Below are 22989 nucleotides of genomic sequence, written 5' to 3'. Positions count from 1 at the left end.
ATGAGTGAATCACAGGCCGCTGGCGGCCCGCAGACCGAGGCCCTGATCAAGGCCTCGCGACGCATCACCCCGGAGGATACCGAGGAGGTCCGTCACCTCACCCTCGAGGTGCTCGATCCGGCCTTCCAGTTCGTCGAGGGCCAGAGCATCGGCGTGCTGGTGCCGGGGCCGCATCCCTTCGGCAACGCCGTGCACATGCGTCGCTACTCGATCGCCAACGCCCGACCCATGCCGCTCGACGAGGGGGTGGTGATCGAGCTGCTGGTGCGTCGCTGTTTCTATCTCGACGAGGTCAGCGGCGAGCGCTATCCGGGCATCGCCTCGAACTATCTGTGCGACGCCCAACCCGGCGACAAGATCAGCATCACCGGTCCCTATGCGAGCGCCTTCCGCATGCCGCTCGACAACCGGGCCAACCTGTTGATGATCGGCACCGGTACCGGGATCGCGCCCTTCCGTGCCTTCGCCCAGCACATCTACGAGCGGCGCGGCGACTGGAACGGTCAGGTGCGCCTGTTCTACGGCGGTCGTACCGGTCTCGACCTGATGTATGCCAACGACGAGACCTCGGACCTCGCCAACTACTACGACGAGAAGACCTTCAAGGCCTTCCGTGCGCTCGGCACCCGGCCGCTGATGCGTTCCTCCGAGGCACTGGCGCAGGGGCTCGAGGCCCATGCCGAGGAGACCCTGCGGCTGATGCGCGAACCCAACACCCAGGTGTTCATCTCCGGTCTGCGCAAGACTGCCGAGGCGTTCAACCGGGTGATGGCCGAGCAGGCCGGCGGCGAGGAGGCGTGGGAGACGCTCAAGCAGTCGCTGATCGACGACCAGCGCTGGTCCGAGCTGTTCTACGACTGACGCCCGCAGTGGTCGGGGCCGGAGGCCCTGACTGACGACAGGCTTGAACCCGACCGCCGCGCTTGTCAGGCTGGCGGTCGGATCCAGCCCCATGTCGTCAACCGGCCAGGAGGCCGACGCCATGTCCGTCGCACCATCCGTTCCGTCCAACGTCCTCTGGTCAGTGGTGCGCCGTCTCTCGGCGCTGCTGTTGCTGGCGGCGCTGATCCCCTTCCTGCTGCGCTTCCCCGCCATCGCCCCCTGGTTGGCGCTGGGGCTGGCGCTTTACCTGCTGGTGCTGTTGCGCGACCCCGACGCCTGGCTGGTGGTGGTGCCAGTGGCGCTGCCGCTGCTCCAGCTCGCGCCCTGGAGCGGCTGGCTGTTCGTCGACGCCTTCGATGCGCTGCTGCTCTGCACCCTCGCCGCCGGACTGTGGCACGGTGGTGGAGAAGGGCGGGCGCGCCCGAGCGCCGGCGCCCGGTTGCTCCTGCTGCTGCTGATGGTGCTCGCCGCGATCGGCTGCTGGCGCGGGCTCGGCGGCGCCTGGCCGCCGCTCGATGCCAACGCGCTGGTCTCCTACTACAGCCCGCTCAACGCCCTGCGTCTGACCAAGGGGCTAGTCTGGGCGCTGCTGCTCTATCCGTTGTGGCTGGCCGCGCGCGGTCGCGATCCGGCGCGCGCCGAGCGGCGCTTCGTCGCCGGGGTGCTGATCGGGCTGCTCGGGGTCGCGCTGGTGGTGGTGTGGGAGCGCGGGGTGCTGCACCAGCTGATCTTCTTCGAGGGTCCCTATGCGCTGCTCGGCACCCTGCTCGACTTCTCCACCGCCTATCGCGTCACCGCGCTCTTCGCCGACATGCACGTCGGTGGCGGCGCGATCGACGGCTATCTCAGCCTCGCCTGGCCGTTCGCGGTGCTCGCCCTGCTGATGGCGCGCTCACGCTGGTGGGGCGCGCTGGTCGCCATCGTCCTGCTCGGCGCCTGTTACGCGATGGTGGTGACCTTCTCGCGCGGGGTCTATCTCGGGTTCCTGGCGGTGGTGGCGGCGGCCTTGCTGCTCGGCTACTGGCGTCAACGTCGGGTGTTGCCGCGCGGGGTGGCGCTGCTCACCCTGGCGGCGCTGGCCGGCTCGGCGGCGATGGCGTTGTGGTCGTTCCGCTCCGGGGGCATGTTGGCGATGAGCTGTGCGCTCCTCGCCCTGGTGGTCGCGGCGCTGCCGGGCTGGCTCGCCGGTCTCGGGGTGTCCGTGCGCCGTCTCGCCTGGCTGAGTGGTGCGGTGGTGCTGGCGCTGGCCGGGCTGGCCGCTCACGGCGCGGCGACCAGCAAGTGGACTAGCCTGCCACTGCCGCTGGCAATGGCGATCGTCGTCGCCGGGGTGGCGCTGCTGGCGATGATCGGCTGGCGGCTCGAACGCGACTGGGGCGCTCGGCTGGCGCCGCGCCATCGTATCCTCGCGATGATGCTCTGGTGCGTGATCCTCGGGGCCTTCATCCCGAGTCTCTTCGGCAGTCGCATGGAGGCGCGCTTCGCCGAGGCCGGGAGCGATCTTCAGGCGCGGCTGACGCACTGGCAGGAGTCGCTCGCGGTGGTGCCGGCGGACTGGTCCGAGCGGCTGCTCGGGGTCGGCGCCGGGCGCTTTCCCGAGCGCTATCTGTGGACGCGGCGCGCCCCTCAGGAGTTTGGCACCCTGGGCCTCGCCACCGAAGCGGACAATCGCTATCTGCGTCTCTCCGGTGCGCGCGGTATGCGTCTTGGACAACGCATGCGGGTGCAGCCGAACACTGCCTATCGGCTCCGCCTGGCGGTGCGTACCGAGGCCCCCGAACTCAAGTTGCAGCTGCGTCTGTGTCACCGTCAGATGATCGCGCCGAGCGAGTGGAACCCGCGCTGCGCCAGCTTCGCCCCGATGGTGACCGATACCGCCGGTCGGTGGCGCCGGCTCGAGTTCGTCTTCGACAGCGCCAACCTCGGCTCTCTCGAGCAGGCGCTGCGCGCGCCGCTGCTGCTGACCCTCGCCAATCGCCGTGAGTACCGTCTGCTCGAGCAGCCGCAGACCCTGGTCGACATCGACGACGTCTCGCTGCAGCCGCTCGAGGGTGGGCGCGAACTGGTGCGCAACGGCGACTTCGGTGCGGGGATCGACCATTGGCTGAGCTATTCCGACTTCGACCACCAACGTTGGCACACCGATAACCTCTGGGTCCATCTGCTGGTCGAGCGCGGCCTGCTCGGTCTCGTCGTGCTGTCGCTGCTGCTGCTCGTCGCCACCCGTGGTCTGCTCGCCGGGCGCGTCGTCTCGCCGGCCTTCGGGCTCACCGTCTGGCTGGCCTTGCTCGGCTTCCTCGCGGTGGGCACCTTCGGCACCCTGCTTGATGCCCCGAGAGTGGCGCTGCTGTTCTATCTGCTGGCCTTGATGGGGCTGCCACTACAGGTCGAGACCCCGCTTCGGCGTCGACGCAGCGTGGCTGTCGAGGGTTGATTCCGCTTGCCTCGGCGGGAGTGGAGCCTCTACCCTAATTGGCCGAGTCCCACCGACTTGAGGAGTCGTGTCCGCCATGTCGATCGCCACGGAATATTTCGCCTTCCATCGGCAGTTGCAGGAGCGCGGGGTAGTGTTCTCCTTCGTCGGCTATCTCTCCGAGGGGATCCTGTTCTCGCTCGGTGAGGCGCTCAAGCAGAAGATGAGCCTGGAGGACGCCGACTCGCGGGTGATCAAGCGGGTGTTCTCGATCTTCGTCGAACAGGTGCAGAACATCATCCGCTACTCGGCCGAGCGGGTCGAGGGCGACCTCGGCAAGCCGGTCGAACTCAGCTCGGGGATCGTGGTGGTCGGTCGCGAACGCGACCGCTTCTTCGTCGTCTGCGCCAACATGGTGCGTCGTGACGAGGCCGCCGAGCTACAGCGCCGACTCGAGCAACTCGCCTCGATGGACAAGGACTCGCTCAAGTCCTATTACCGCGAGCGATTGCGCGCCCCGGTGGAGGATGACAGCCGGGGGGGCAACATCGGGCTGATCGAGATCGCGCGTCGTTCGACCGATCCGATCGAGTTCGGCTTCGTAGAAGTCACCGAGGCTCGCTCCTTCTTCTGTCTTAAGGCCTATATCTGAGAGAAGGATGGAGACGTTGGAGACGCTGTATCGCGCACCGACCGAACGCTCGCCGCTGCTTGAGTTCGATTTCGCCAATCGCCGTCTGCGCATCGAGGGTGAGTCCTACCCCGAGGACGCCGCGGCCTTCTTCGGTCCGGTGATCCAGGCGCTCGACGCCTTTCTCGCCACGGCCTCGACCGGTCAGTCTCCCGCGCTGCTGGTCGAGCTGCGCATGTCCTACTTCAACAGCAGCAGCGCCAAGGCGTTGATGAACATCTTCCAGCGCCTGGAGCGGGCCGCCGGCGCCGGGCTCGGGGTGCGCATCCGCTGGCACTACCATGTCGAGGACGACACCATGCAGGAATTCGGTGAGGACTTCAGCGAGGACTTCGAGCACGCCCTGTTCGAACTCTGCGAATTCGATGATGACTGACCGGCACCGATCATGAGCGCCGACGAGTCCGAGGAAGAATTCTCGCTCTATGCCCATGAGCAGGCGGTGATCCGTCAGGCCGAGGCGATGCTCGAGCGGCTCGACGAGGTCGCCGAGGGGGTGCGTCAGCTCGCCCGCGCCTATCAGGACGGCTATCACGAGTCACGCCGATTGGTGCGCATCAGCGACCGCATGCAGCTCGATCTGCACGACGCCAACCGCACCCTGTCGTTGCAGACGCGCGAACTCAACGCCCTCAATGCCACCCTGGTCAAGGAGATCGAGCGGCGCGAGCAGCTCGAGCAGGAGCTACGCCGGATTGCCTCGGTCGACGAGCTGACCGGACTGCACACCCGTCGCCACCTGCTCGAACTCGGCGAGCACGAGCTCAAGCGCATGGCCCGTCATCGGCGCGGTTTGTCGGTGCTGCTGCTCGACCTCGATCACTTCAAGCGGGTCAACGACGTCCACGGTCATGTCGCCGGCGACCGGGTGCTCGAGCACTTCGGCACCCTGTTTCGCAGCGCGCTGCGCGAGGATGACGTCCCCGGACGTTTCGGCGGCGAGGAGTTCATGGCGGTGCTCCCGGAGATCCGCCTGGAGGCTGCCGCCGAGGTCGCCGAGCGGCTGCGGGCGCGGGTGGCCGAGGCCGAGACCCAGTGGAAGGGCGAGCGGCTGCGCGTGACCGTCAGCATCGGCGTCGCCGAGGTCGCCGTCGACGAGCCGCTGGAGCGGGCGATCGCGCGCGCCGATCGGGCGCTCTACGTCGCCAAGCGCAACGGGCGCGACCGCGTCGAGCTGGCCGAGACCGAGCTGCCCGGCGCGAGCGGGCAGGACGTTCCAGACGCATGATCGCGCGGCTGGTTGCACTGCTGCTGATGCTGCTCCCGGGGGTGTTGCAGGCCGCCGGAGAGCGTTATGTGATCGGGGTCGAGAACATCGACTATCTGCCGCACTATGCCGCGCATACCGGGCACTTCGAGGGCTTCGCCCGCGAGCTGCTCGATGCCTTCGCCGTCGCCGCCGGGATCGAGTTCGAGTACAAACCGCTGCCGGTGCCGCGGATGGTCGTCAGCCTACTGCGTGACGAGGTCGATTTCCTCTATCCCGACGATCCGAGTTGGCGCACCGAGGCACGCGGCGGTCGAGCGTTCCACTACAGCGCCCCGGTGGTCTCTTATATCGACGGTACCCTGGTACGGCCCGAGTCCCTGGGGCAGGGAGACGAGTGGGTACGGCGCCTCGGGATCGTTGTCGGTTTCACCCCCTGTGCCTGGCACTCGCGCCTGGAGACCGGCACGCCGGTGCTGCGCGAGAACGCCGGCTTTGCCGCGCTGCTCAATCAGCTGCACAGCGGCCGGATCGATGCCGCCTATGCCAATGTCGCGGTCGCCGCCGAGCAGTCGCGTCGGCTGTTCGGTCGCGCCGATGCCCTGGCCTTCGATCCCGGGCTGCCGCTGGCACAGGGTGAGTACCGTCTCTCCACCCGGGCGCACCCCGAGGTGTTGGCACGCTTCGACCGCTGGTTGGCGAGCGAGGCGGCGCGGGTCGAGGCGATCAGACGCGCCCATGGTCTCGGCGCCGTCGCGCTGGAGGCGCATTGAGTATGCCTGGGCAACAGGATGCCACCCCGCCCGAGGTCCCGTTCTGGCGCGGGCTGACCTTCCGCCAGGCGGCCGTCACCCTGGCGGTGGTGTTGCTGTTGGGCATGTTGGTGGGGCTGCTGGAACTCTTCCTCGACTGGCGCGGGATGCGCGCCGATGTCGAGCGCGATCTGCGCGAGACCCTCACCCTGGTCGAGGGCTCGGCCTCCGAGGCGCTCTATCAGCTCCATCCCGAACTCGGTCGCCAGCTCGTCGACGGGCTCTTCGCCAGCGCCTCGATGCGTCGCGCCGAGCTGCGTGACGACTTCGGTCGGGTGCTCGCCGAACGGGTGCGCGAACCCGCAGCGACTGCGCTGGCCGAGGACTGGTCGTGGCTGTTTGCCGATGTCACCCGGATGCGTCTGACGCTCGATTACGGCTTCGCTGGCGCTGATGCGGAGCCGGTCGGAGCCCTCGAGGTCGAGCTTTCTGCGGCGGTGTTGACCCAGCGCTTCCTCGCCCAGGCCGGGCGCGACGCGCTGCTCGGGCTGGCGCGTGCGCTGGTGATCTCGGTGCTGGTCGCGCTGCTCTTCTATCTGATGATCACCCGCCCGCTGGTACGACTGGTCGGCGCCATCGCAGCGGTCGATCCGGCGCGTCCAGGGGGGTGGGCGCCGCCGCGTCTGCCTCATCATCGCGGTGACGAGTTCGGGCTGCTGCGCGCGCGCCTCGGTGAGCTGTTCGCCGCCTCGCAGCGCGGTCTCGATCAGCGCGACCGGGCGCAGCTCGAGCTGACCGCGCTCACCCAGGAACTCGAGGCGCGGGTACGGCGGCGTACCCGGGAGATCGAGCAGCAGCGCGATGCGCTCGAGCGGGCCTTCGGTGAGCTTGACGCCGCCCATCAGGAACTGGGCAAGGCCAACCGCATGATGGTCGAGAGCATCCAGTACGCGCGGCGCATCCAGACGGCGATGCTGCCCGACAAGGGTGCGTTGGGCGACGGGGTGCGCGAGATCCAGGTGTGCTGGGAGCCGCTGCATCTGGTCGGCGGCGACTGGTTCTGGCTCGAGCGGCTCGACGACGCGCGTTATCTGATCCTGATCGCCGATTGTACCGGGCACGGCGTGCCGGGGGCCTTCATCACCCTGGTGCTGGCCTCGGCGATGACCGACATTCTGCGCGATCATGCCAGCGCCGACCCGGCGACCATCCTGCGCGCGATCGATGCCGTGGTGCGCACGCGACTGCGTCAGGATCACCCCGAGGCCGAGTCGGACGACGGGCTGGAGGCGGCGGCGGTGATCTGGGAGCCGGCGCGCGCCGAGCTGAGCTTCGCCGGTGCCGGCATCCCGCTGCTGTGCATGGACCCTGCCGGGCGGGTGGAGACGATCCGCGGTGCGCGCGCGCATCTCGGCTACCGCAGTCTGCCGGCCCCCGAGGAGATCCCGGTGCACCGCATCGCGGTGGCGCCGGGGGCGCGCTTCTATCTGCTCACCGACGGCATCTCCGACCACATGGGCGGGCAGCCCCGGCGGCTGCTCGGTCGCCGCCGTCTGGCGGGCTGGCTGGAGCGTCACGCCGGGCTCGGTCTGGCCGAGCAGCTCGCCGCCGTCGAGCGTCTGCTCGAGGACTATCGCGGCGACGAGCCGCGGCGCGACGACATGACCCTGATCGGCTTCCAGCCGCGTTGAGCCGTCGCGGTCCGGTCGGTCAGCGGATGATGTCGGTGATCCGCCACTCGCGTCCCTCGAGTTCGAGGCGGATGTGGGTCGGCGCCTTGCCGAGTTCGCCGATGCGCACCAGGAAGCGATCGTAGGACTCGAAGAAGGCGTAATCGATGCCGGCGAGCAGATAGGGTGGAGTCTGCGAGGTGGCGCGTCCGACCGCTTCGCGCAGCGTCTGCCGCGCCCAGGGCAGGGTGATCGCCTGTTCGAGCGCGGCGTCGCCGAGTTCGCCGACGTTCCGGCGCAACCAGTCCATCACTCCGCCGGCCTCGCCCGCGGGCAGCATACCCTCGACGCCATCGGCGATCCGTGTCTTGTAGTTGTCGCGGATCGCCGGCAGGTCGACCAGGGCCGCCAGCTCGCTGGTGTCCTCCTGGTTGATGGCGTCATCGAGCTGGTAGACGGCATAGTAGGGCCACAGCCCGTAGCCGAGCACGGCGAGCAGGATCAGATAGCCGAGAAAACGCATCGTCGCTCCTCATCAGGTCAGGGCGGGAATCGATGGGGCATTCTAACCGCAAGCATCGCCCCGATATAATCATCCTCCCAAAAACCAGCCCGAGGTGATCGTGGACGACCCGACTCCCAATCCGAGCCCGCAACCCGACCCCGCGACCGCCGGGCTCCGTGTCTATCTGGTCGGTGGCGCGGTGCGCGACCGGCTGCTCGGTCGGGCGGTGCGCGAGCGCGACTATGTGGTGGTGGGCGCGCGCGCCGAGACCCTGCGCGCGCGCGGCTTCCAGCAGGTCGGCAAGGACTTCCCGGTGTTCCTGCATCCGCTCACCAAGGACGAGTACGCGCTCGCCCGCACCGAGCGCAAGACCGCGCCCGGCTATCACGGCTTCACCGTGCACGCCGACCCCGATGTCACCCTCGAGCAGGACCTGCTGCGTCGCGACCTCACCATCAACACCTTGGCCGAGGATGCCGAGGGCCGCATCATCGACCCCTATGGCGGGCTCGCCGATCTCGAGGCGCGGGTGCTGCGTCATGTCTCGCCGGCCTTCGCCGAGGACCCGGTGCGCATCCTCCGTCTGGCGCGTTTCGCCGCGCGCTTCGCCGAACTCGGTTTCACCATCGCTCCCGAGACCCTGGCACTGATGCGCGAGATGGTCGCCGCCGGCGAGGTCGATGCCCTGGTCGCCGAGCGGGTGTGGCAGGAACTCTCGCGCGCGCTCTGCGAGACCCGACCCTCGCGGTTTTTCGAGGTGTTGCGCGAGTGCGGGGCGCTGGCGCGCCTGCTGCCCGAACTCGATCGCTTGTGGGGGGTGCCGCAGCCGCTCAAGTGGCACCCGGAGGTCGATACCGGGGTGCACGCGATGCTGGTGCTCGACATGGCCGCACGGCTCTCGCCGTCGCTTGAGGTGCGCTTCGCCGCGCTCTGTCACGATCTCGGCAAGGGCACCACGCCGGCCGAGATCCTGCCCAGCCACAAGGGACACGAGGCGCGCAGCGTCGAGCTGCTCGAGGCGGTCTGTGAGCGCTTCCGGGTACCCAACCGCTGTCGCGAGCTGGCGCGCATCACCGCCGGGCAACATGGTCTGGTGCACAAGGTCGAGGAATTGCGCGATACCACCGTGCTCGATCTGCTCGAGCGCGCCGATGCGTTGCGTCGGCCCGAGCGCTTCGAGCAGATGCTGATCGCCTGCGAGGCCGATTTCCGTGGACGCACCGGCTATGCCGAGCGCGCCTATCCGCAGGCAGCGCTGTTGCGCCGGTTGCAGGCCGCGCTCGCCGTGCTCGATGTCGGCGCCATCGCCCGCGCCGCCCCCGAGCCGCGGTTGATCGCCGGGCGCATCCGCGAGGCGCGACTGGCGGCGATCAGGGCGGCGCGCGGCGGGGGAGCGCCCTGGTTTGTCCTCGGGACCGCCTTGGCGCATCATGATGGGTTTCCTTGCGAGTCGACCCCTGACCTACCGAGAACCATGAGCGAGACCATCAGCTATTCCGCCGAGGGCCTGGAGCAGCGCCCACTCAGGGCCTTCACCGAGAAGGCGTATCTGGACTATTCCATGTACGTCATCCTCGATCGCGCCTTGCCCCATGTCGGCGACGGTCTCAAGCCGGTACAGCGACGCATCCTCTATGCGATGTCCGAGCTGGGGCTGTCGGCGACGGCCAAGTTCAAGAAGTCGGCGCGCACCGTCGGCGACGTCCTCGGCAAGTTCCATCCTCACGGCGATTCGGCCTGCTACGAGGCGATGGTGCTGATGGCGCAGTCCTTCACCTATCGCTACCCGCTGGTCGACGGCCAGGGCAACTGGGGCTCGCCCGACGACCCCAAGTCGTTCGCGGCGATGCGTTATACCGAGTCGCGTCTCGCCCCCTATGCCGAGGTGCTGCTCGATGAGGTGGGGCAGGGCACGGTCGACTGGCAGCCGAACTTCGATGGCACCCTGGAGGAGCCGCGGCTGCTGCCGGCGCGTCTGCCCAACCTGCTGCTCAACGGCGCCACCGGCATCGCCGTCGGCATGGCCACCGACATCCCGCCGCACAACCTCCGCGAGCTGGCATGCGCCTGCACCCATCTGCTCGAGCATCCCGATGCCGATGTCGACGCGCTGATGCGCTTCGTCCCCGCGCCCGACTATCCCAGCGAGGCTGAGATCGTCACCCCCGCGGCCGACCTGCGCAAGCTCTACCACAGTGGCGGCGGTAGCGTACGGCTGCGTGCCCGTTACGAGGTCGAGCGCGGCGATATCGTCATCACCGCGCTGCCGCACCTGGTCTCGGGCAGTCGCGTGCTCGAACAGATCGCCCAGCAGTTCAACGCCAAGAAGCTGCCGATGGTCGAGGACTTCCGCGACGAGTCCGATCATGAGTTCCCGACCCGGTTGGTGATCGTGCCGCGCTCCAACCGCGTCGACATCGAGCGGCTGATGTCGCACCTGTTCGCCACCACCGATCTCGAGCGCAGCTATCGCGTCAACATGAACATGATCGTGCTCGATGGTCGTCCGCGGGTGATGAACCTGCGCGAGATCCTCGTCGAGTGGCTTGCCTACCGCACCGAGACGGTCCGCCGTCGCCTCAACCACCGGCTCGACAAGGTGCTCGAGCGTCTGCATCTGCTCGATGGGTTGCTGATCGCCTTCCTCAACCTCGACGAGGTGATCGCCATCATCCGCACCGAGGACGAGCCCAAGGCGGTGCTGATGGCGCGCTTTGCGCTCACCGAGACCCAGGCCGACTACATCCTCAACACCCGACTGCGCCAACTCGCGCGGCTCGAGGAGATGAAGATCCGCGCCGAGCAGGAGACGCTGAGCGCCGAGCGCGATGAGTTGCGCGCCATCCTCGATGAGCCCGCCGCGCTGCGCCGGCTGCTCGCCGCGGAGTTTGCCGCCGATGCCGAGCGCTACGGCGATGCGCGCCGTTCGCCGCTGGTCGAGCGCGCCGCGGCGAACGCCATCGACGAGACCGAGCTGGCGCCGAGCGAGCCGGTGACCGTGGTGCTCTCGGAGAAGGGCTGGGCGCGCGCGGCCAAGGGTCACGACGTCGACCCGGTGGGCTTCAACTACCGCTCGGGGGATGGCTTCCTCGCCGCGGCGCGCGCGCGCAGCAACCAGGCCGTCGCCTTCCTCGACTCGCGCGGGCGCAGCTACAGCCTGCAGGCCCATACATTGCCCTCGGCACGCGGCCAGGGCGAGCCGCTCACCGGGCGTTTCGATCCGCCCTCGGGCGCGCGTTTCGTGGCGGTGTTGGCCGCCGCCGAGGGGCGCTATCTGCTCGCCTCGGATGCCGGTTACGGCTTCCTCGCGCGCGCCGCCGACCTGGTGGCCAAGCCCAAGGGCGGCAAGGCCGTGCTGACCCTGCCCAAGGGCGCCGAGGTGCTCGACCCGGTGGCGGTTCCCGAGGCCGCGGGCGCGCTGGTGGCGGTGGCCAGCAGCAGCGGTCATCTGCTGCTCTTCCCCCTCGACGAGCTGCCGGAGATGAGCCGTGGCAAGGGCAACAAGCTGATCGCCATCCCCGGCGCGCGCGCCGCCACGCGCGAGGAGCTGATGGTGGCGATGGCGGTGGTCGCGCCCGAGGGCGCGTTGCGGGTGCGCGCCGGCAAGCGCGAGCTGACGCTCAAGCCGCGTGACCTCGAGCTCTATCGCGGTGATCGTGGTCGTCGCGGTCGGTTGTTGCCGCGTGGCTTCCAGCGGGTCGAGGCGCTGAGCGCCGAGACCTGATCGCGCGCCGGGTGCGGTGCGCGCGCCGGGTGCGTCGGGGCAGGGCGAGACCCTGCCGATGATGCGGCGCACCGCTACGGGTGACAGGCAAAAGGAGGTGACGATGCTCGACGGAACCCGCTCGACGATCCTGCTCGTCGATGACTCGCCCGAGAACCTGGTGGTGCTCAGCGAGCTGCTGCAGCCGGAGTTCCGGGTGCGCGTGGCCATCTCCGGCGAGAAGGCGTTGCGCGTGGTCAGTCGCGCGCCGCTCCCGGACCTGGTGTTGCTCGATGTGATGATGCCGGACATGGACGGCTATGCGGTGTTCGAGCGGCTGCGCGCCGATCCGCTGACCGCCGACACCCCGGTGATCTTCGTCACCGCGATGGACAGCGACGAGGCCGAGACCCGCGGACTCGACGTTGGCGCCGCCGACTATATCGCCAAGCCGGTCAATCCGCGCATCCTGCTCGCCCGTGTCCGTACCCAGCTCGAACTCAAGCGCGCGCGTGATCTGTTGCGTGACCAGAACGCCCAGCTCGAGCTGGAGGTCAGGCGGCGGATGCGCGACAACGTGCTGACCGAGCAGGTCAGCATCCTCGCCCTGGCGCACCTGGCCGAGATCCGCGACCCCGAGACCGGCAACCATCTGCGCCGCACCCAGCGCTATGTCCACGCCCTGGCCCAGCAGTTACGCGAACACCCGCGTTTCGAGACCTTCCTCGCCGGGCATACCATCGAGGAGCTGGCGCGCTCGGCACCGCTGCACGATATCGGTAAGGTCGGTATCCCCGATCACATCCTGCGCAAACCCGGTCGTCTGTCGGCCGATGAGTGGGAGGTGATGAAGACCCATGCCAAACTCGGCAGCCTCGCCATCGAGCAGGCCGAGCGCGATGCCGAGCGTCCGGTCGAGTTTCTCGCACTCGCCAAGGACATCGCCCACTATCATCATGAGAAGTGGGACGGCAGCGGTTATCCCGAGGGGCTTGCCGGGGATGCCATCCCGATCGCCGCGCGACTGATGGCGCTCGCCGATGTCTTCGACGCCCTGATCTCGCGCCGGGTCTACAAGGCGCCGATGGGATTTGCGGAGGCGCGCGACATCATCCTTGCCGGTCGGGGTGCGCACTTCGACCCGGACGTCGTCGATGCCTTCATGGCGCGCTTCGAGGAGTTCTGCGAGATCGCCACGCGATTCGGCGAGATCGAGGCATGAGTCCGTGACAGTCGTGACGGCGGGTCGGTGATTCGCGGCGCCCGCTCCAGTGCAGCCCAATCAAGCATTCAGATGGAGGTGAAGGCGATGGCGCGATCATGGCATAGCGGCTCCGCAGCGGGTCATCACGCCAGGGCTTGCCGGGTGAACGCCCGTCGATGAAGAGCGATCAGGGGCGCGCCACCGCCGGGGGGCAGGGACATGCCGGGCGTCGATGGCTGGTCGGATATGTCATCGTCGCCGGGCTGTGGGTACTGTTCTCCGACCTGCTGCTGGTTGCGCTGGGTGGTGGGCCATCCTGGTTGGTGATGGCGAGCGTGCTCTCCGGCGCCCTCCTGGTTGCCGCCAGTGCGCTGCTGTTGCTCGTCGCCGCGGACAGACCGCTGGAGTCGACTCCGCCGTCCAGGTTGCCGCGTGCGCAATGGCCGCCGGTGCTGTTGATGCTCGCGGCGATCGTGTCGCTGGCGATTACCGGGGGTTGGTTCTCCTACGAGCACCAGCGCGCCAACCTCACCGAGACCCTGCAGACCATCGCCGAGCTCAAGGTGCGCCAGGTCGAGCACTGGCTCGGCGAGCGCCTCGGTGACGCACGGATGGTCCAGACCAGCCAGCTCTATGCCGGACTCTATCGCGACTGGCAAGCCGGTGACGTCGCCGTGGGTCAGGCGTTGTGCACGCGGATCGTCGAGTACGCCCGTTTCAACAATTTCGGCGAGGCGCGGCTGGTCAGCGCCGAGGGCGATCAACTCTGTGATGTCGGCGATCCCGGGCCGCCGTTGCCGCGATTGCTGCGCGAGGCGGTGGCGCAGGCCGTCGCCGCGCGGCAGGTCGTGGTGCAGGGGCCTTATCGCGATGCCGCCGACCGTCTCCATGTCGATTTCCTGGTGCCGCTTCCGCTCGAGGCGGAGGAGTCGCCGCCGGTGGCGGTGCTGCACAACGATCCCTCCGAGCAACTCTATCCGCTGCTCGCCTTCTGGCCGTTGCCGAACTCCTCGGGCGAGTCCCTGCTGTTCCGACAAGAGGGCGACACGGTACTGTCGCTCAACGCCTTTCGTTATCGCCCGAACAGTGCCGCGCGGGCACGTACCCCGCTGACCGCCGAACAGGTGATCGCGGTGCAGGTGACGCGCGCTCCGGAATTGCTCGGCACCCTGGTCGAGGGGGTGGACTATCGCGGGGTGCCCTCGCTCGGCGTGGTGCTGCCGGTTGCCGGAGTGGACTGGCTCCTGGTCGCCAAGGTCGATCGTCGCGAGCTGTGGGGCGAGGTGATGCGCGATGTGCGCTGGATCGCGCTGGCGGCGCTGCTGGCGGCGCTGATGGTCCTGGCCGGCGCGGCGTTGTTGCGCCAGCGTCAGCGCCTGCTCTATGCCGAGCGGCTGCGCCATTCGCACGACGAGCGGTTGCGCGCGTTGAACCTGCTCGGGGCGATCGCCGAGGCCTCGCCCGATGCCATCTTCGCCAAGGATCTCGACGGACGCTATCTGCTCTTCAATCGCGCCGCGTCCATCTTGGTCGGGCGTGATCCCGAAGAGGTGCTGGGGCACGACGACCGGCTGCTGTTCCCGCCCGATCAGGCCGCTCAGGTCATGGCCAGGGACCATGACACCATCGCCCGCGGGGTCGACACGACCTTCCTCGAACACCTGAGCTGCGCCGCCGGCGAGCGCATCATGCAGAGCATCAAGGGGCCGCTGCGCAACGGGAATGGTGAGATCATCGGGGTGTTCGGGGTCGCGCGCGACATCACCGAGATCCACCGGGCCGAGCAGGCCCAGGCCGACGAGGCGCTGATGCGCAAGATCCTGATCGAGCAGTCGCGCGATGCGATCGTGATACTCGACCAGGACGGTGGTGTGCTCGAAGCCAACGAGAGCTTTGCCAGGATGCTCGAGCGCCCACTCGAAACCGCGCTGCAGCTGCGGCTCTGGGAGTGGGATCCGGGCTGGTCGCGTGAGCGTACGCTGGAGGTGCTGCAGCGCTTCGAACTCGGTTCGGGCATTCTCGAGACCAAGTGGCGGCGCAGCGATGGCCAATGCATCGATGTCGAGGTCGCCTTCAATCAGATCGAGCATCGCGAGGTCCGGCTGGTGTTCTGTGTCTGTCGCGACATCACCGTGCGCAAGCGTGCTCAGGAGGAGGTGACACGACTCTCGCGGGTGATCGAGCAGACCCAGGAGAGCATCGTCATCACCGATCTCGAGGGTCGTATCGAGTTCGTCAACGAGTCCTTCCTGCGGACCTCGGGCTACACCGAGACCGAAGTGCTCGGCGAGAACCCGCGGTTGTTGCGCTCGGGCAAGACCCCGCGGGAGACCTATGTCGAGCTGTGGCAGGCGATCACCAACGGACGTTCGTGGAGCGGTGAGTTCATCAATCGGCGCAAGGATGGCGAGGAATTCATCGAGTTCGCCATCATCAGTCCGATTCGTCAGCCCGACGGCGGCATCAGCCATTACGCGGCGATCAAGACCGATGTCACCGAGCGGCGGCGGATCGATCGGGAACTCGCCGCGCACCGTGATCACCTCGAGGAGCTGGTGGCCGACCGGACCGTGGAACTCGAGCGCGCGCGCGAGAACGCCGAGGCGGCTACCCGCGCCAAGAGCGCCTTCCTCGCCAACATGAGTCACGAGATCCGTACCCCGATGAACGCCATCCTCGGGCTCACTTATCTGCTCCAGCGTGCCGATCTGGGGCTCGAGCAGAGCGAGCGGCTCGACAAGATCGGTGGCGCGGCGCGTCACCTGCTGTCGATCATCGACGATATCCTCGACCTCTCCAAGATCGAGGCCGGACGGATGGAGTTGCATCAGCTCGATTTCCCACTGCTCGCGATCCTCGATCACGTACGCTCGCTGATCGCCGATCAGGCGCGGGTCAAGGGGTTGGCCGTGGAGATCGATTGCGACGCTGTGCCGCACTGGCTGCACGGTGATCCCACCCGACTGCGCCAGGCGCTGCTCAACTATGCCGCCAATGCCATCAAGTTCACCGAGCACGGGCGCATCGCGCTGCGCGCGCGACTGCTCGAGCAGCACGCCGATGAGGTGTTGGTGCGCTTCGAGGTCAGTGATACCGGTATCGGCATCGCGCCGGAGCAGTGCGCGCGCCTGTTCACCGCCTTCGAGCAGGCCGATGCCTCCACGACCCGGCGCCACGGTGGCACCGGGTTGGGGCTGGCGATCACCCGGCGCCTGGCCGAGCTGATGGAGGGTGCGGTCGGGGTCGATAGCCAGCCCGGCCTCGGCAGTACCTTCTGGTTCACCGCTCGGTTGCAGCGCGGGCGCGGCAAGGTGCCGCCACAGCTCGATGTCAGCGCGCCGGTTCAGGAGGCGGAGCTGCGCGAGCATTTCTCCGGAGCCCGCGTGCTGTTGGTCGAGGACAATGTGGTCAATCGTGAGGTGGCGCTCGACCTGCTGCAATCGGTCGGTCTCAAGGTCGATATCGCACACAACGGCGGCGAGGCGGTGGCCAAGGTCGGGGTGGAGCGTTATGCGCTGGTCTTGATGGATGTGCAGATGCCGGAGATGGACGGGCTGGAGGCGACCCGCCGGATCCGTGCCCTGGAGCTGGAGCGTCAGCCGGCGATCCTGGCGATGAGCGCCAACGTCTTCGACGAGGATCGGCAGCAGTGTCTGCAGGCCGGGATGAACGACTTCGTCGCCAAGCCGGTCGATCCCGACACCCTCTACGGACTCCTGCTCAAATGGCTGTCGAGTGGTGCGCCGCCTCTCGAATCGGCGCGTGTGCCGGCACCCGAGATCGTCCCCGACGACACCGTGCTGGCGGCGCGGCTGGCGATGCTCCCGGGCATCGACGGGCGCCGCGGATTGACCGCGGTACGCGGCCGTACCCAATCCTACCTGCGGCTGTTGCGGCTCTTCCTGCGTGACCATGGTGGAGAGCCGGAGCGCATCGCCGAGGCGCTGGCCCGTGATCAACTGGCCCATGCCCGGCAGCTGGTGCACGCGTGCAAGGGCGCGGCTGCGACGGTCGCCGCCGATGCCGTGACCGATCCGTTGATCCGGTTGCTGCCGCTGATCGAGCGCGATAGTGAGAACACACGCCAGCGACGCGCCGAGCTGCTGATCGATCTCGAACAGGGGTTGCGCCGGATCGAGCGCGGGTTGGGCGAGCTGGCGGCCGAAGGGCTGGATGAGCGAGTCGCGATCGATGAAGTGATCGATCCCGGTCACTTCACCTCGACCCTCGATGAACTCGAGCGCTTGCTGCGCGAGGATGATGCCGCCGCGCTGCACTTGCTCGAAGAGGCCGAGCCGCTGCTGCGCGCCGCGCTCGGCGAGCGCCTGCACGCGCTCACCCACGAGATCGAGCGCTTCGACTTCGATGCGGCGCTGGTGACGTTGGGCGCGGCGCGCGCGCGGATGACCCCGGGCGAGCGCTGATCCTTGGGGCGGCGTTTGGCGTGTGCACCGGCGCCGGATGGCAAGAGGCGGACGTCTCGATGGAGGCCGACTCCAAGGGAGGAAAGAGGGCGTGGCGGACTGACCGGTTCAAATGGGCTTGACACGATCGGACTGAAGCCTTAAAGTTTCAGTCCTCGCCAGGGAGCTAAGGGTTATTGCCCTCATCCCGACCCTTATGCCGAGGTGGCGGAATTGGTAGACGCGCATGGTTCAGGTCCATGTGGGCGAAAGCTCGTGGAGGTTCAAGTCCTCTCCTCGGCACCATATTCCAAGGTCATGTCCAGGTGACGTGACTCGAGCGAAAGAAGCAAACCGGCCCATTGGTCGGTTTTTTCGTTTCTGCGTACCGATCAGGCCCTCGAACGACCGCATTCATCGCCTCGGTGAGGCATGGCGGGCGCGCGATCGGTATGATGGGCGCACCGTTGCGCCACCCGTCGGCGCGCGTGCCCGATCATCCCGCCGTCACGGCCTCAGCGTTCTGGATCCATGACCCGTATCGACTTCTACACCCTCGCCGCAGACAGCAGCGGCGACCGCTTCATCTTCACCTGTCGCCTACTCGAGCGCATCCGTGCCGAGGGGTTGCGTGCGCTGGTGTATTGCCCGGAGAGCGAGTGGGCGCGCCATCTCGACCGGTTGCTGTGGACCTTCCGCGAGGACGGTTTCCTGCCCCATGGGCTGGTCGGGCAGGTCGATGCCGAGTTCACCCCGGTACTGATCGGCGCCGACCCGCGCCCGCCGGTGCCGACCGAGGTACTGGTCAACCTCGCGCTGACGCCGCCGGATGACCTGTCGCCCTTCGCGCGGGTCTGCGAGCCGCTCGACCAGACACCGAGCGTACTCGAGGCGGGGCGGGCGCGTTATCGTCACTACCGTCAGCTCGGCCATCCGCTGGAGCACCATCAGGTGCGACTCTGAACCATTCGGGCACGGCGCGGTACCGCTCAGGTGGCGCGCAGCTGGCGCGTCGAGCAATCCCGGCGCTGACCGCTCGAAGAGGGCGCAAGGCGAAGCGGCAACTTTTCGACTAACATAAGGGTGCGACTCGATCGCTGCGTCGTCATCAGGATGATGGCGTCGGTCGAGCGACTCGATGGATGCAATCGGGGGGTATCTCGGGAGGGAGATGGTGCCGAGGAGAGGACTTGAACCTCCACGAGCTTTCGCCCACATGGACCTGAACCATGCGCGTCTACCAATTCCGCCACCTCGGCATGAGGGTCGGGAGAGGGTTGAAAACCTTCGCTCCCTGGCGAGGCGGCAAATAATAGTGAGACAAGCCGACCCTGTCAACGCTAAACTTGATTTTTTTCCGACAGACTGGATTCACGTGCCAAAAAGAAGACCCTCATCGACCGCGCGACACGCGGACCCGCATCGCCAGCGCGAGGCGAAGAAGTACGCAAACCCCATCCCCAGCCGCGAGTTCATCCTCAAACGCATGGAGGAAGCGGGCGCGCCGCAGTCCTTCGAGGAGCTTACCGGCGTGCTCGGGCTCGACGACGAGCAGGACCTGATCGCGCTCGAGCGCCGTCTTGGCGCCATGGTGCGCGACGGCCAGCTGGTGCGTAACCGCAACGACGCCTTCTGTCTGGTCAACAAGCGTGACCTGATCGCCGGACGGGTGATCGGTCATCCCGACGGTTTCGGTTTCCTGCGTCCCGATGCCGGTGGTGACGACCTCTATCTCTACAACAAGGAGATGCGCACGCTGTTCCACGGCGACCGCGCGGTGGTCCGGGTCAGCGGCCGGGATCGTCGCGGTCGGCTCGAGGGCGCGGTGGTCGAGATCCTCGAGCGCAACACCCGCTCGGTGGTGGGGCGGCTCTACAAGGAGAGCGGTGTCGGTTTCGTGATGCCCGACAACAAGCGTCTGGCCCACGACGTCATCATCCCCAGCGACCGCTATGCCGGCGCCGACCAGGGGCAGATCGTGGTCGCCGAGATCACCGACCAGCCGACCCGCCGTACCCAGCCGATCGGTCGTGTCGTCGAGGTGCTCGGCGACAACATGGCCGCCGGGATGGAGACCGACATCGCCATCCGCACCCACGACCTGCCGGTGGACTGGCCGGTCGAGGTCGATGCCGAGATCGCCGGGCTCTCCGCGGAGGTCCCGGAGGAGGCGAAGGCGGGGCGTGTCGACCTGCGCAAGCTGCCGCTGGTGACCATCGACGGGGCCGATGCGCGCGACTTCGACGACGCCGTCTACTGCCAGCGCACCCCCAAGGGCTGGAAGCTGCTGGTCTGTATCGCCGACGTCTCGAGCTATGTCCGCCCCGGCACCGCGCTCGACAAGGAGGCCTATGCCCGCGGCAACTCGGTCTACTTCCCCGACCGGGTGATCCCGATGCTCCCGGAGGTGCTCTCCAACGGGCTGTGCTCGCTCAACCCCCACGTCGATCGGCTGTGCATGACCGCCGAGCTCTATCTCAACGACGAGGGCAAGATGATCCGCAGCCGCTTCTACGAGGCGGTGATGCGCTCGCACGCGCGTCTGACCTACGATGAGGTCTGGGCGATGCTCGACGCCGGCGATGCCGAACTCTGTGAGCAGCATGCCGAGGTGCTGCCCCATCTCCACGAACTCTACCAGCTCTTCCAGGTGCTGCAGCGCGCGCGCGCCGAGCGCGGTGCGATCGACTTCGACACCACCGAGAGCAAGTTCGAGTTCAACGACCAGGGCCGCATCTCCGGCGTGGTCCCGGTGATCCGCAACGACGCCCATCGCATCATCGAGGAGTGCATGCTCGCGGCCAACGTCGCCGCCGCGCGCTTCTTCGAGCGTCGTCGCATTCCGGCGATCTTCCGTATCCACGACACCCCCAGCGAGGAGAAGCTCAGCGATCTGCGCGAGTTCCTCGGTCAGCTCGGGCTGCGTCTGCCCGGTGGCGCCAAGCCGACCGCGGCGGACTATGCCGAGCTGCTCGACTACGTCAAGGATCGTCCCGATCGCCACCTGATCCAGACGGTGCTGCTGCGCTCGATGCAGCAGGCGATGTACAGCTCGGACAACGCCGGTCACTTCGGCCTCGCCTTCGACGCCTATACCCACTTCACCTCGCCGATCCGCCGTTACCCCGACCTCATCGTCCACCGCATCATCAAGCAGGTGCTGGCAGGGGCCACCGCGGCCGATCTCGACTACTCCAAGACCGAGCTGCAGCAGGCCGGCGAGCACTGCTCGGGCACCGAGCGGCGCGCCGACGAGGCCACCCGCGATGCCTCCGACTGGCTCAAGTGCGAGTTCATGCGCGACAAGCTCGGTCAGGAGTTCGACGGCACCATCACCAGCGTCAACTCCTTCGGCCTGTTCGTCGAACTCGACGAGGTCCATATCGACGGGCTGGTGCACATCACCGCACTCGACAACGACTTCTACCACTTCGATCCCATCGGGCACCGGCTCGACGGTGAGCGCACCGGCACCGTCTACCGGCTCGGCGATCGCCTGCGGGTACAGCTCGCGGCGGTCAACCTCGACGACCGCAAGATCGACTTCGTGCTCGCCGAGTCGACCCGTCCCAAGCGCGCGCCCAAGCCCGGTGCCTCGCGCAACAGCCGCAAGCGCAACGGTCGCAGCCGCAAGCAGCGCGCCGAGGGTCAGCCGCAGCAGCCGGTCGAGTCGGTCGAGCAGCCGGTCGTCGAGCACTCGCCCGCGCCCGAGCTCGCCGCCGAGGAGACGCCGAAGCCGCGCAAGTCGCGCCGCAAGCCCAAGGGTGCGCGCCAACCTGCCGTGTCCGAGCAGGCGCAGCAGGTACAGCCGGAGCCGGCGGCCGAGCCCGCCCCCCAGGGCGAGCAGGGCGGGGATGCCCCCAAGCCGGCGAAGAAGCGTCCGCGCAAGCGCAAGCCGAAGAAGGCGCCCGAGTCTGCCGCCGCACCCGCGCAGCAGCCGGTGGCGCCGTCGGGTGACGAGGCCCCGAAGGCTGAGGCCAAGGCGCGCAAGCCACGCTCGCGCAACCGGCGCAAGCGCAACAAGAGCGGCAACGGTAACGGCAATGGCAACGGGGCCCCGCAGGCATGAAGGACTGTGCCGCAGTCGCCGGGATCCACAGCGCCCGCGCGGCGCTGAAGTTCGGCGCCGACGGGGTCGGCGCGCTTTGGCTCGAACGCAGCCGGCGCGATCGTCGGCTCGGTGAGCTTGCCGAGCTGGCGCGCGCCGCCGGCGTCGAGGTCCGTCAGGTCGATCGCGACACCCTGGAGCGCGCCGCCGAGGGCGCCAACCACCAGGGCGCGGTGGCCTGGGTGCGGGTGCCCGCGGCACGCGCCGAGGCCGATCTCGATCGTCTGCTCGATGCCCTCGAGGTGCCGCCGCTGCTGTTGTTGCTCGACGGCGTGCAGGACCCGCACAACCTCGGGGCCTGTCTGCGCAGCGCCGACGCCGTCGGCGTGCATGCGGTGGTCGCGCCCAAGGACAACGCCGTCGGGCTGACCCCGGTGGCGTGCAAGGTCGCCAGCGGCGCCGCCGAGACCGTGCCCTATGTCCAGGTCACCAACCTCGCACGCACCATGGACCGGCTCAAGGAGCGCGGCATCTGGCTGATCGGCACCGCCGGCGAGACCAATGCCGAGCTCTATGGCGCTGATCTGCGCGGCCCGCTGGGGCTGGTGATGGGCCGCGAGGGCAGCGGACTGCGCCGCCTCACCCGGGAGCGCTGCGATGCCCTGGTGCGGCTGCCGATGCTCGGTCAGGTCGAGAGCCTCAACGTCTCGGTTGCCGCCGGGGTCTGTCTCTACGAAGCGCTGCGCCAACGGCGCGGCTGAACCCATCGACGCGCCACGCCGCCCCCTGTCCCGTCCTCAGTCGGCGGGCTCCGGGGCGTAGGCGCGCAACAACACCTCCACCCCCTGCTCGATCCGGCGCGCCAGCGTCGCCGCGTCCGCGCGTGGACAGCCGCCGCTGAACAGCCCGGTGGTCTGCAACCCCTGCCACATCCCCAACAGCTGCTCGGCGGCCAGGGTGCAGTCGTGCGCCCGCAGGTCACCGCGGCGCACCGCCTCGGCGAGGATGTCGGCGAGCTTGTCGCGGGTGGCCGTCGGACCCTCGCGATAGATCAGCGGCCCCAGCCAGGGCTGCTGACTCGCCTGGCTCGCCACCATCCGGTGCATGGTGACGAAGCCCTCGCTGGAGAGGAACTCCATCAACACCCCGCCGAACTCGATCAGGGTGCGGCGCAGCCCCGGTGCGTCGGTCGGCAGCTGGTCGAGGATTGCGGTCATCTCCGCGCGTTGGGCGAGCACGGTGGCGCGGACCAGGCCCTGCAGGTCGCCGAAGTGGGCATAGACGGTGACCTTGGACACCCCGGCGGCGCGGGCGATGCCCTCGATGCTCAAGGCCTTGGTCGAGCCGGCGAAGAACAGCGCGCGGGTGGCGTCGATGATCGCCTGGTGCTTGGCGGGATCGGGTGGCCGACCGCGGCGGGGCGTGGTGGCGGCGTCTGGCTTGATCGTGGTCTTTTGCATTTACTAAACGCTTTCGTACAGTAATAATGGATAGGTCCCGTCACGGGAGCC

General features: G+C 68.1%; 15 protein-coding genes, 2 tRNA genes and 1 pseudogene. 15 read left to right on the top strand and 3 right to left on the bottom strand.

Going from position 1 to position 22989, the window contains the following annotated elements; all coding sequences use genetic code 11:
- The 7 genes from MARPU_RS10525 to MARPU_RS10495 all read left to right on the top strand — a co-directional run bounded on the left by MARPU_RS10525 (window position 1) and on the right by MARPU_RS10495 (window position 7636).
- Window positions 1-861 carry an FAD-binding oxidoreductase gene (locus MARPU_RS10525; RefSeq protein ID WP_005223360.1) on the top strand — a complete coding sequence of 287 codons (861 nt, stop codon included), beginning with the start codon at window positions 1-3 and terminating at the stop codon, window positions 859-861.
- A 121-nt stretch (window positions 862-982) separates the two neighbouring features.
- Window positions 983-3316 carry a hypothetical protein gene (locus MARPU_RS10520; protein WP_005223362.1) on the top strand — a complete coding sequence of 778 codons (2334 nt, stop codon included), beginning with the start codon at window positions 983-985 and terminating at the stop codon, window positions 3314-3316.
- A gap of 76 nt (window positions 3317-3392) precedes the next feature.
- Complete coding sequence (locus MARPU_RS10515; protein WP_005223364.1) at window positions 3393-3947, top strand: SiaB family protein kinase; 555 nt, start codon at window positions 3393-3395, stop codon at window positions 3945-3947.
- 7 nt (window positions 3948-3954) lie between these two features.
- Window positions 3955-4362, top strand: a complete 408-nt coding sequence (locus tag MARPU_RS10510) for a DUF1987 domain-containing protein (protein WP_005223365.1) — start codon at window positions 3955-3957, stop codon at window positions 4360-4362.
- A 12-nt stretch (window positions 4363-4374) separates the two neighbouring features.
- The gene (locus tag MARPU_RS10505; RefSeq protein ID WP_005223367.1) at window positions 4375-5214 is read left to right on the top strand and encodes a GGDEF domain-containing protein; all 840 of its coding nucleotides are present in this window, start codon (window positions 4375-4377) and stop codon (window positions 5212-5214) included.
- Window positions 5211-5966 (top strand): type 2 periplasmic-binding domain-containing protein, encoded by a 756-nt coding sequence (locus MARPU_RS10500; RefSeq protein ID WP_005223369.1) that lies wholly within the window; start codon window positions 5211-5213, stop codon window positions 5964-5966. Before MARPU_RS10505 ends, MARPU_RS10500 begins: the two co-directional genes overlap by 4 nt.
- A 2-nt stretch (window positions 5967-5968) precedes the next feature.
- Window positions 5969-7636 carry a PP2C family protein-serine/threonine phosphatase gene (locus tag MARPU_RS10495; protein WP_005223371.1) on the top strand — a complete coding sequence of 556 codons (1668 nt, stop codon included), beginning with the start codon at window positions 5969-5971 and terminating at the stop codon, window positions 7634-7636.
- A gap of 19 nt (window positions 7637-7655) precedes the next feature.
- Here the strand turns inward: MARPU_RS10495 and MARPU_RS10490 are convergent, their stop codons facing one another.
- On the bottom strand, window positions 7656-8138 hold the full coding sequence (locus MARPU_RS10490) for a DUF2939 domain-containing protein (protein WP_005223374.1): 483 nt from the start codon (window positions 8136-8138) through the stop codon (window positions 7656-7658).
- A gap of 100 nt (window positions 8139-8238) precedes the next feature.
- Here MARPU_RS10490 and MARPU_RS17685 point away from each other — a divergent pair.
- The 6 genes and pseudogenes from MARPU_RS17685 to MARPU_RS10460 all read left to right on the top strand — a co-directional run.
- Window positions 8239-9504: pseudogene (locus MARPU_RS17685) on the top strand (multifunctional CCA addition/repair protein); the annotation flags it as partial.
- 90 nt (window positions 9505-9594) lie between these two features.
- Window positions 9595-11844: a DNA topoisomerase IV subunit A gene (gene parC / locus MARPU_RS17680; RefSeq protein ID WP_043763556.1), complete on the top strand. Its 2250-nt coding sequence runs from the start codon at window positions 9595-9597 to the stop codon at window positions 11842-11844.
- Between the two features lie 103 nt (window positions 11845-11947).
- Window positions 11948-13045, top strand: coding sequence for a response regulator (locus MARPU_RS10475; RefSeq protein WP_005223376.1), 1098 nt, complete (start codon window positions 11948-11950; stop codon window positions 13043-13045).
- 158 nt (window positions 13046-13203) lie between these two features.
- Window positions 13204-17451, top strand: coding sequence for a PAS domain-containing hybrid sensor histidine kinase/response regulator (locus MARPU_RS16745; protein WP_005223377.1), 4248 nt, complete (start codon window positions 13204-13206; stop codon window positions 17449-17451).
- A 198-nt stretch (window positions 17452-17649) separates the two neighbouring features.
- Window positions 17650-17736, top strand: a tRNA-Leu gene (locus tag MARPU_RS10465).
- A gap of 225 nt (window positions 17737-17961) precedes the next feature.
- Window positions 17962-18393 carry a DNA polymerase III subunit chi gene (locus MARPU_RS10460; protein WP_005223378.1) on the top strand — a complete coding sequence of 144 codons (432 nt, stop codon included), beginning with the start codon at window positions 17962-17964 and terminating at the stop codon, window positions 18391-18393.
- Window positions 18394-18602: 209 nt separating this feature from the next.
- On the opposite strand, the gene MARPU_RS10455 is transcribed toward MARPU_RS10460, so the two are convergent.
- Window positions 18603-18689, bottom strand: a tRNA-Leu gene (locus MARPU_RS10455).
- Window positions 18690-18805: 116 nt separating this feature from the next.
- Here MARPU_RS10455 and rnr point away from each other — a divergent pair.
- Both rnr and rlmB read left to right on the top strand, forming a co-directional pair.
- Window positions 18806-21499, top strand: coding sequence for a ribonuclease R (gene rnr / locus MARPU_RS10450; RefSeq protein ID WP_005223379.1), 2694 nt, complete (start codon window positions 18806-18808; stop codon window positions 21497-21499).
- Window positions 21496-22239 carry a 23S rRNA (guanosine(2251)-2'-O)-methyltransferase RlmB gene (gene rlmB / locus MARPU_RS10445; RefSeq protein ID WP_005223380.1) on the top strand — a complete coding sequence of 248 codons (744 nt, stop codon included), beginning with the start codon at window positions 21496-21498 and terminating at the stop codon, window positions 22237-22239. The genes rnr and rlmB overlap by 4 nt, the downstream gene beginning before the upstream one ends.
- Before the next feature lie 36 nt (window positions 22240-22275).
- Here the strand turns inward: rlmB and MARPU_RS10440 are convergent, their stop codons facing one another.
- On the bottom strand, window positions 22276-22938 hold the full coding sequence (locus MARPU_RS10440; RefSeq protein WP_005223381.1) for a TetR/AcrR family transcriptional regulator: 663 nt from the start codon (window positions 22936-22938) through the stop codon (window positions 22276-22278).
- Window positions 22939-22989: the final 51 nt, after the last annotated feature.

Source organism: Marichromatium purpuratum 984 (genome assembly GCF_000224005.2).
Taxonomy (GTDB): domain Bacteria; phylum Pseudomonadota; class Gammaproteobacteria; order Chromatiales; family Chromatiaceae; genus Marichromatium; species Marichromatium purpuratum.
The sequence above is the reverse complement of the archived record's forward strand: the minus strand, read 5'-3'. Positions and strand labels throughout refer to the sequence as shown.

Bases quoted from the DNA above. Each gene is read 5' to 3' on its own strand.
- MARPU_RS10475 (WP_005223376.1), top strand. From the start codon at position 11,948: ATGCTCGACGGAACCCGCTCGACGATCCTGCTCGTCGATGACTCGCCC.
- MARPU_RS10515 (WP_005223364.1), top strand. From the start codon at position 3,393: ATGTCGATCGCCACGGAATATTTCGCCTTCCATCGGCAGTTGCAGGAG.
- MARPU_RS10500 (WP_005223369.1), top strand. From the start codon at position 5,211: ATGATCGCGCGGCTGGTTGCACTGCTGCTGATGCTGCTCCCGGGGGTG.
- MARPU_RS10520 (WP_005223362.1), top strand. From the start codon at position 983: ATGTCCGTCGCACCATCCGTTCCGTCCAACGTCCTCTGGTCAGTGGTG.
- MARPU_RS10510 (WP_005223365.1), top strand. From the start codon at position 3,955: ATGGAGACGTTGGAGACGCTGTATCGCGCACCGACCGAACGCTCGCCG.
- MARPU_RS10440 (WP_005223381.1), bottom strand. From the start codon at position 22,938: ATGCAAAAGACCACGATCAAGCCAGACGCCGCCACCACGCCCCGCCGC.
- MARPU_RS10460 (WP_005223378.1), top strand. From the start codon at position 17,962: ATGACCCGTATCGACTTCTACACCCTCGCCGCAGACAGCAGCGGCGAC.
- parC (WP_043763556.1), top strand. From the start codon at position 9,595: ATGAGCGAGACCATCAGCTATTCCGCCGAGGGCCTGGAGCAGCGCCCA.
- MARPU_RS10495 (WP_005223371.1), top strand. From the start codon at position 5,969: ATGCCTGGGCAACAGGATGCCACCCCGCCCGAGGTCCCGTTCTGGCGC.
- MARPU_RS10490 (WP_005223374.1), bottom strand. From the start codon at position 8,138: ATGCGTTTTCTCGGCTATCTGATCCTGCTCGCCGTGCTCGGCTACGGG.
- MARPU_RS16745 (WP_005223377.1), top strand. From the start codon at position 13,204: ATGAAGAGCGATCAGGGGCGCGCCACCGCCGGGGGGCAGGGACATGCC.
- MARPU_RS10505 (WP_005223367.1), top strand. From the start codon at position 4,375: ATGAGCGCCGACGAGTCCGAGGAAGAATTCTCGCTCTATGCCCATGAG.
- MARPU_RS10525 (WP_005223360.1), top strand. From the start codon at position 1: ATGAGTGAATCACAGGCCGCTGGCGGCCCGCAGACCGAGGCCCTGATC.
- rlmB (WP_005223380.1), top strand. From the start codon at position 21,496: ATGAAGGACTGTGCCGCAGTCGCCGGGATCCACAGCGCCCGCGCGGCG.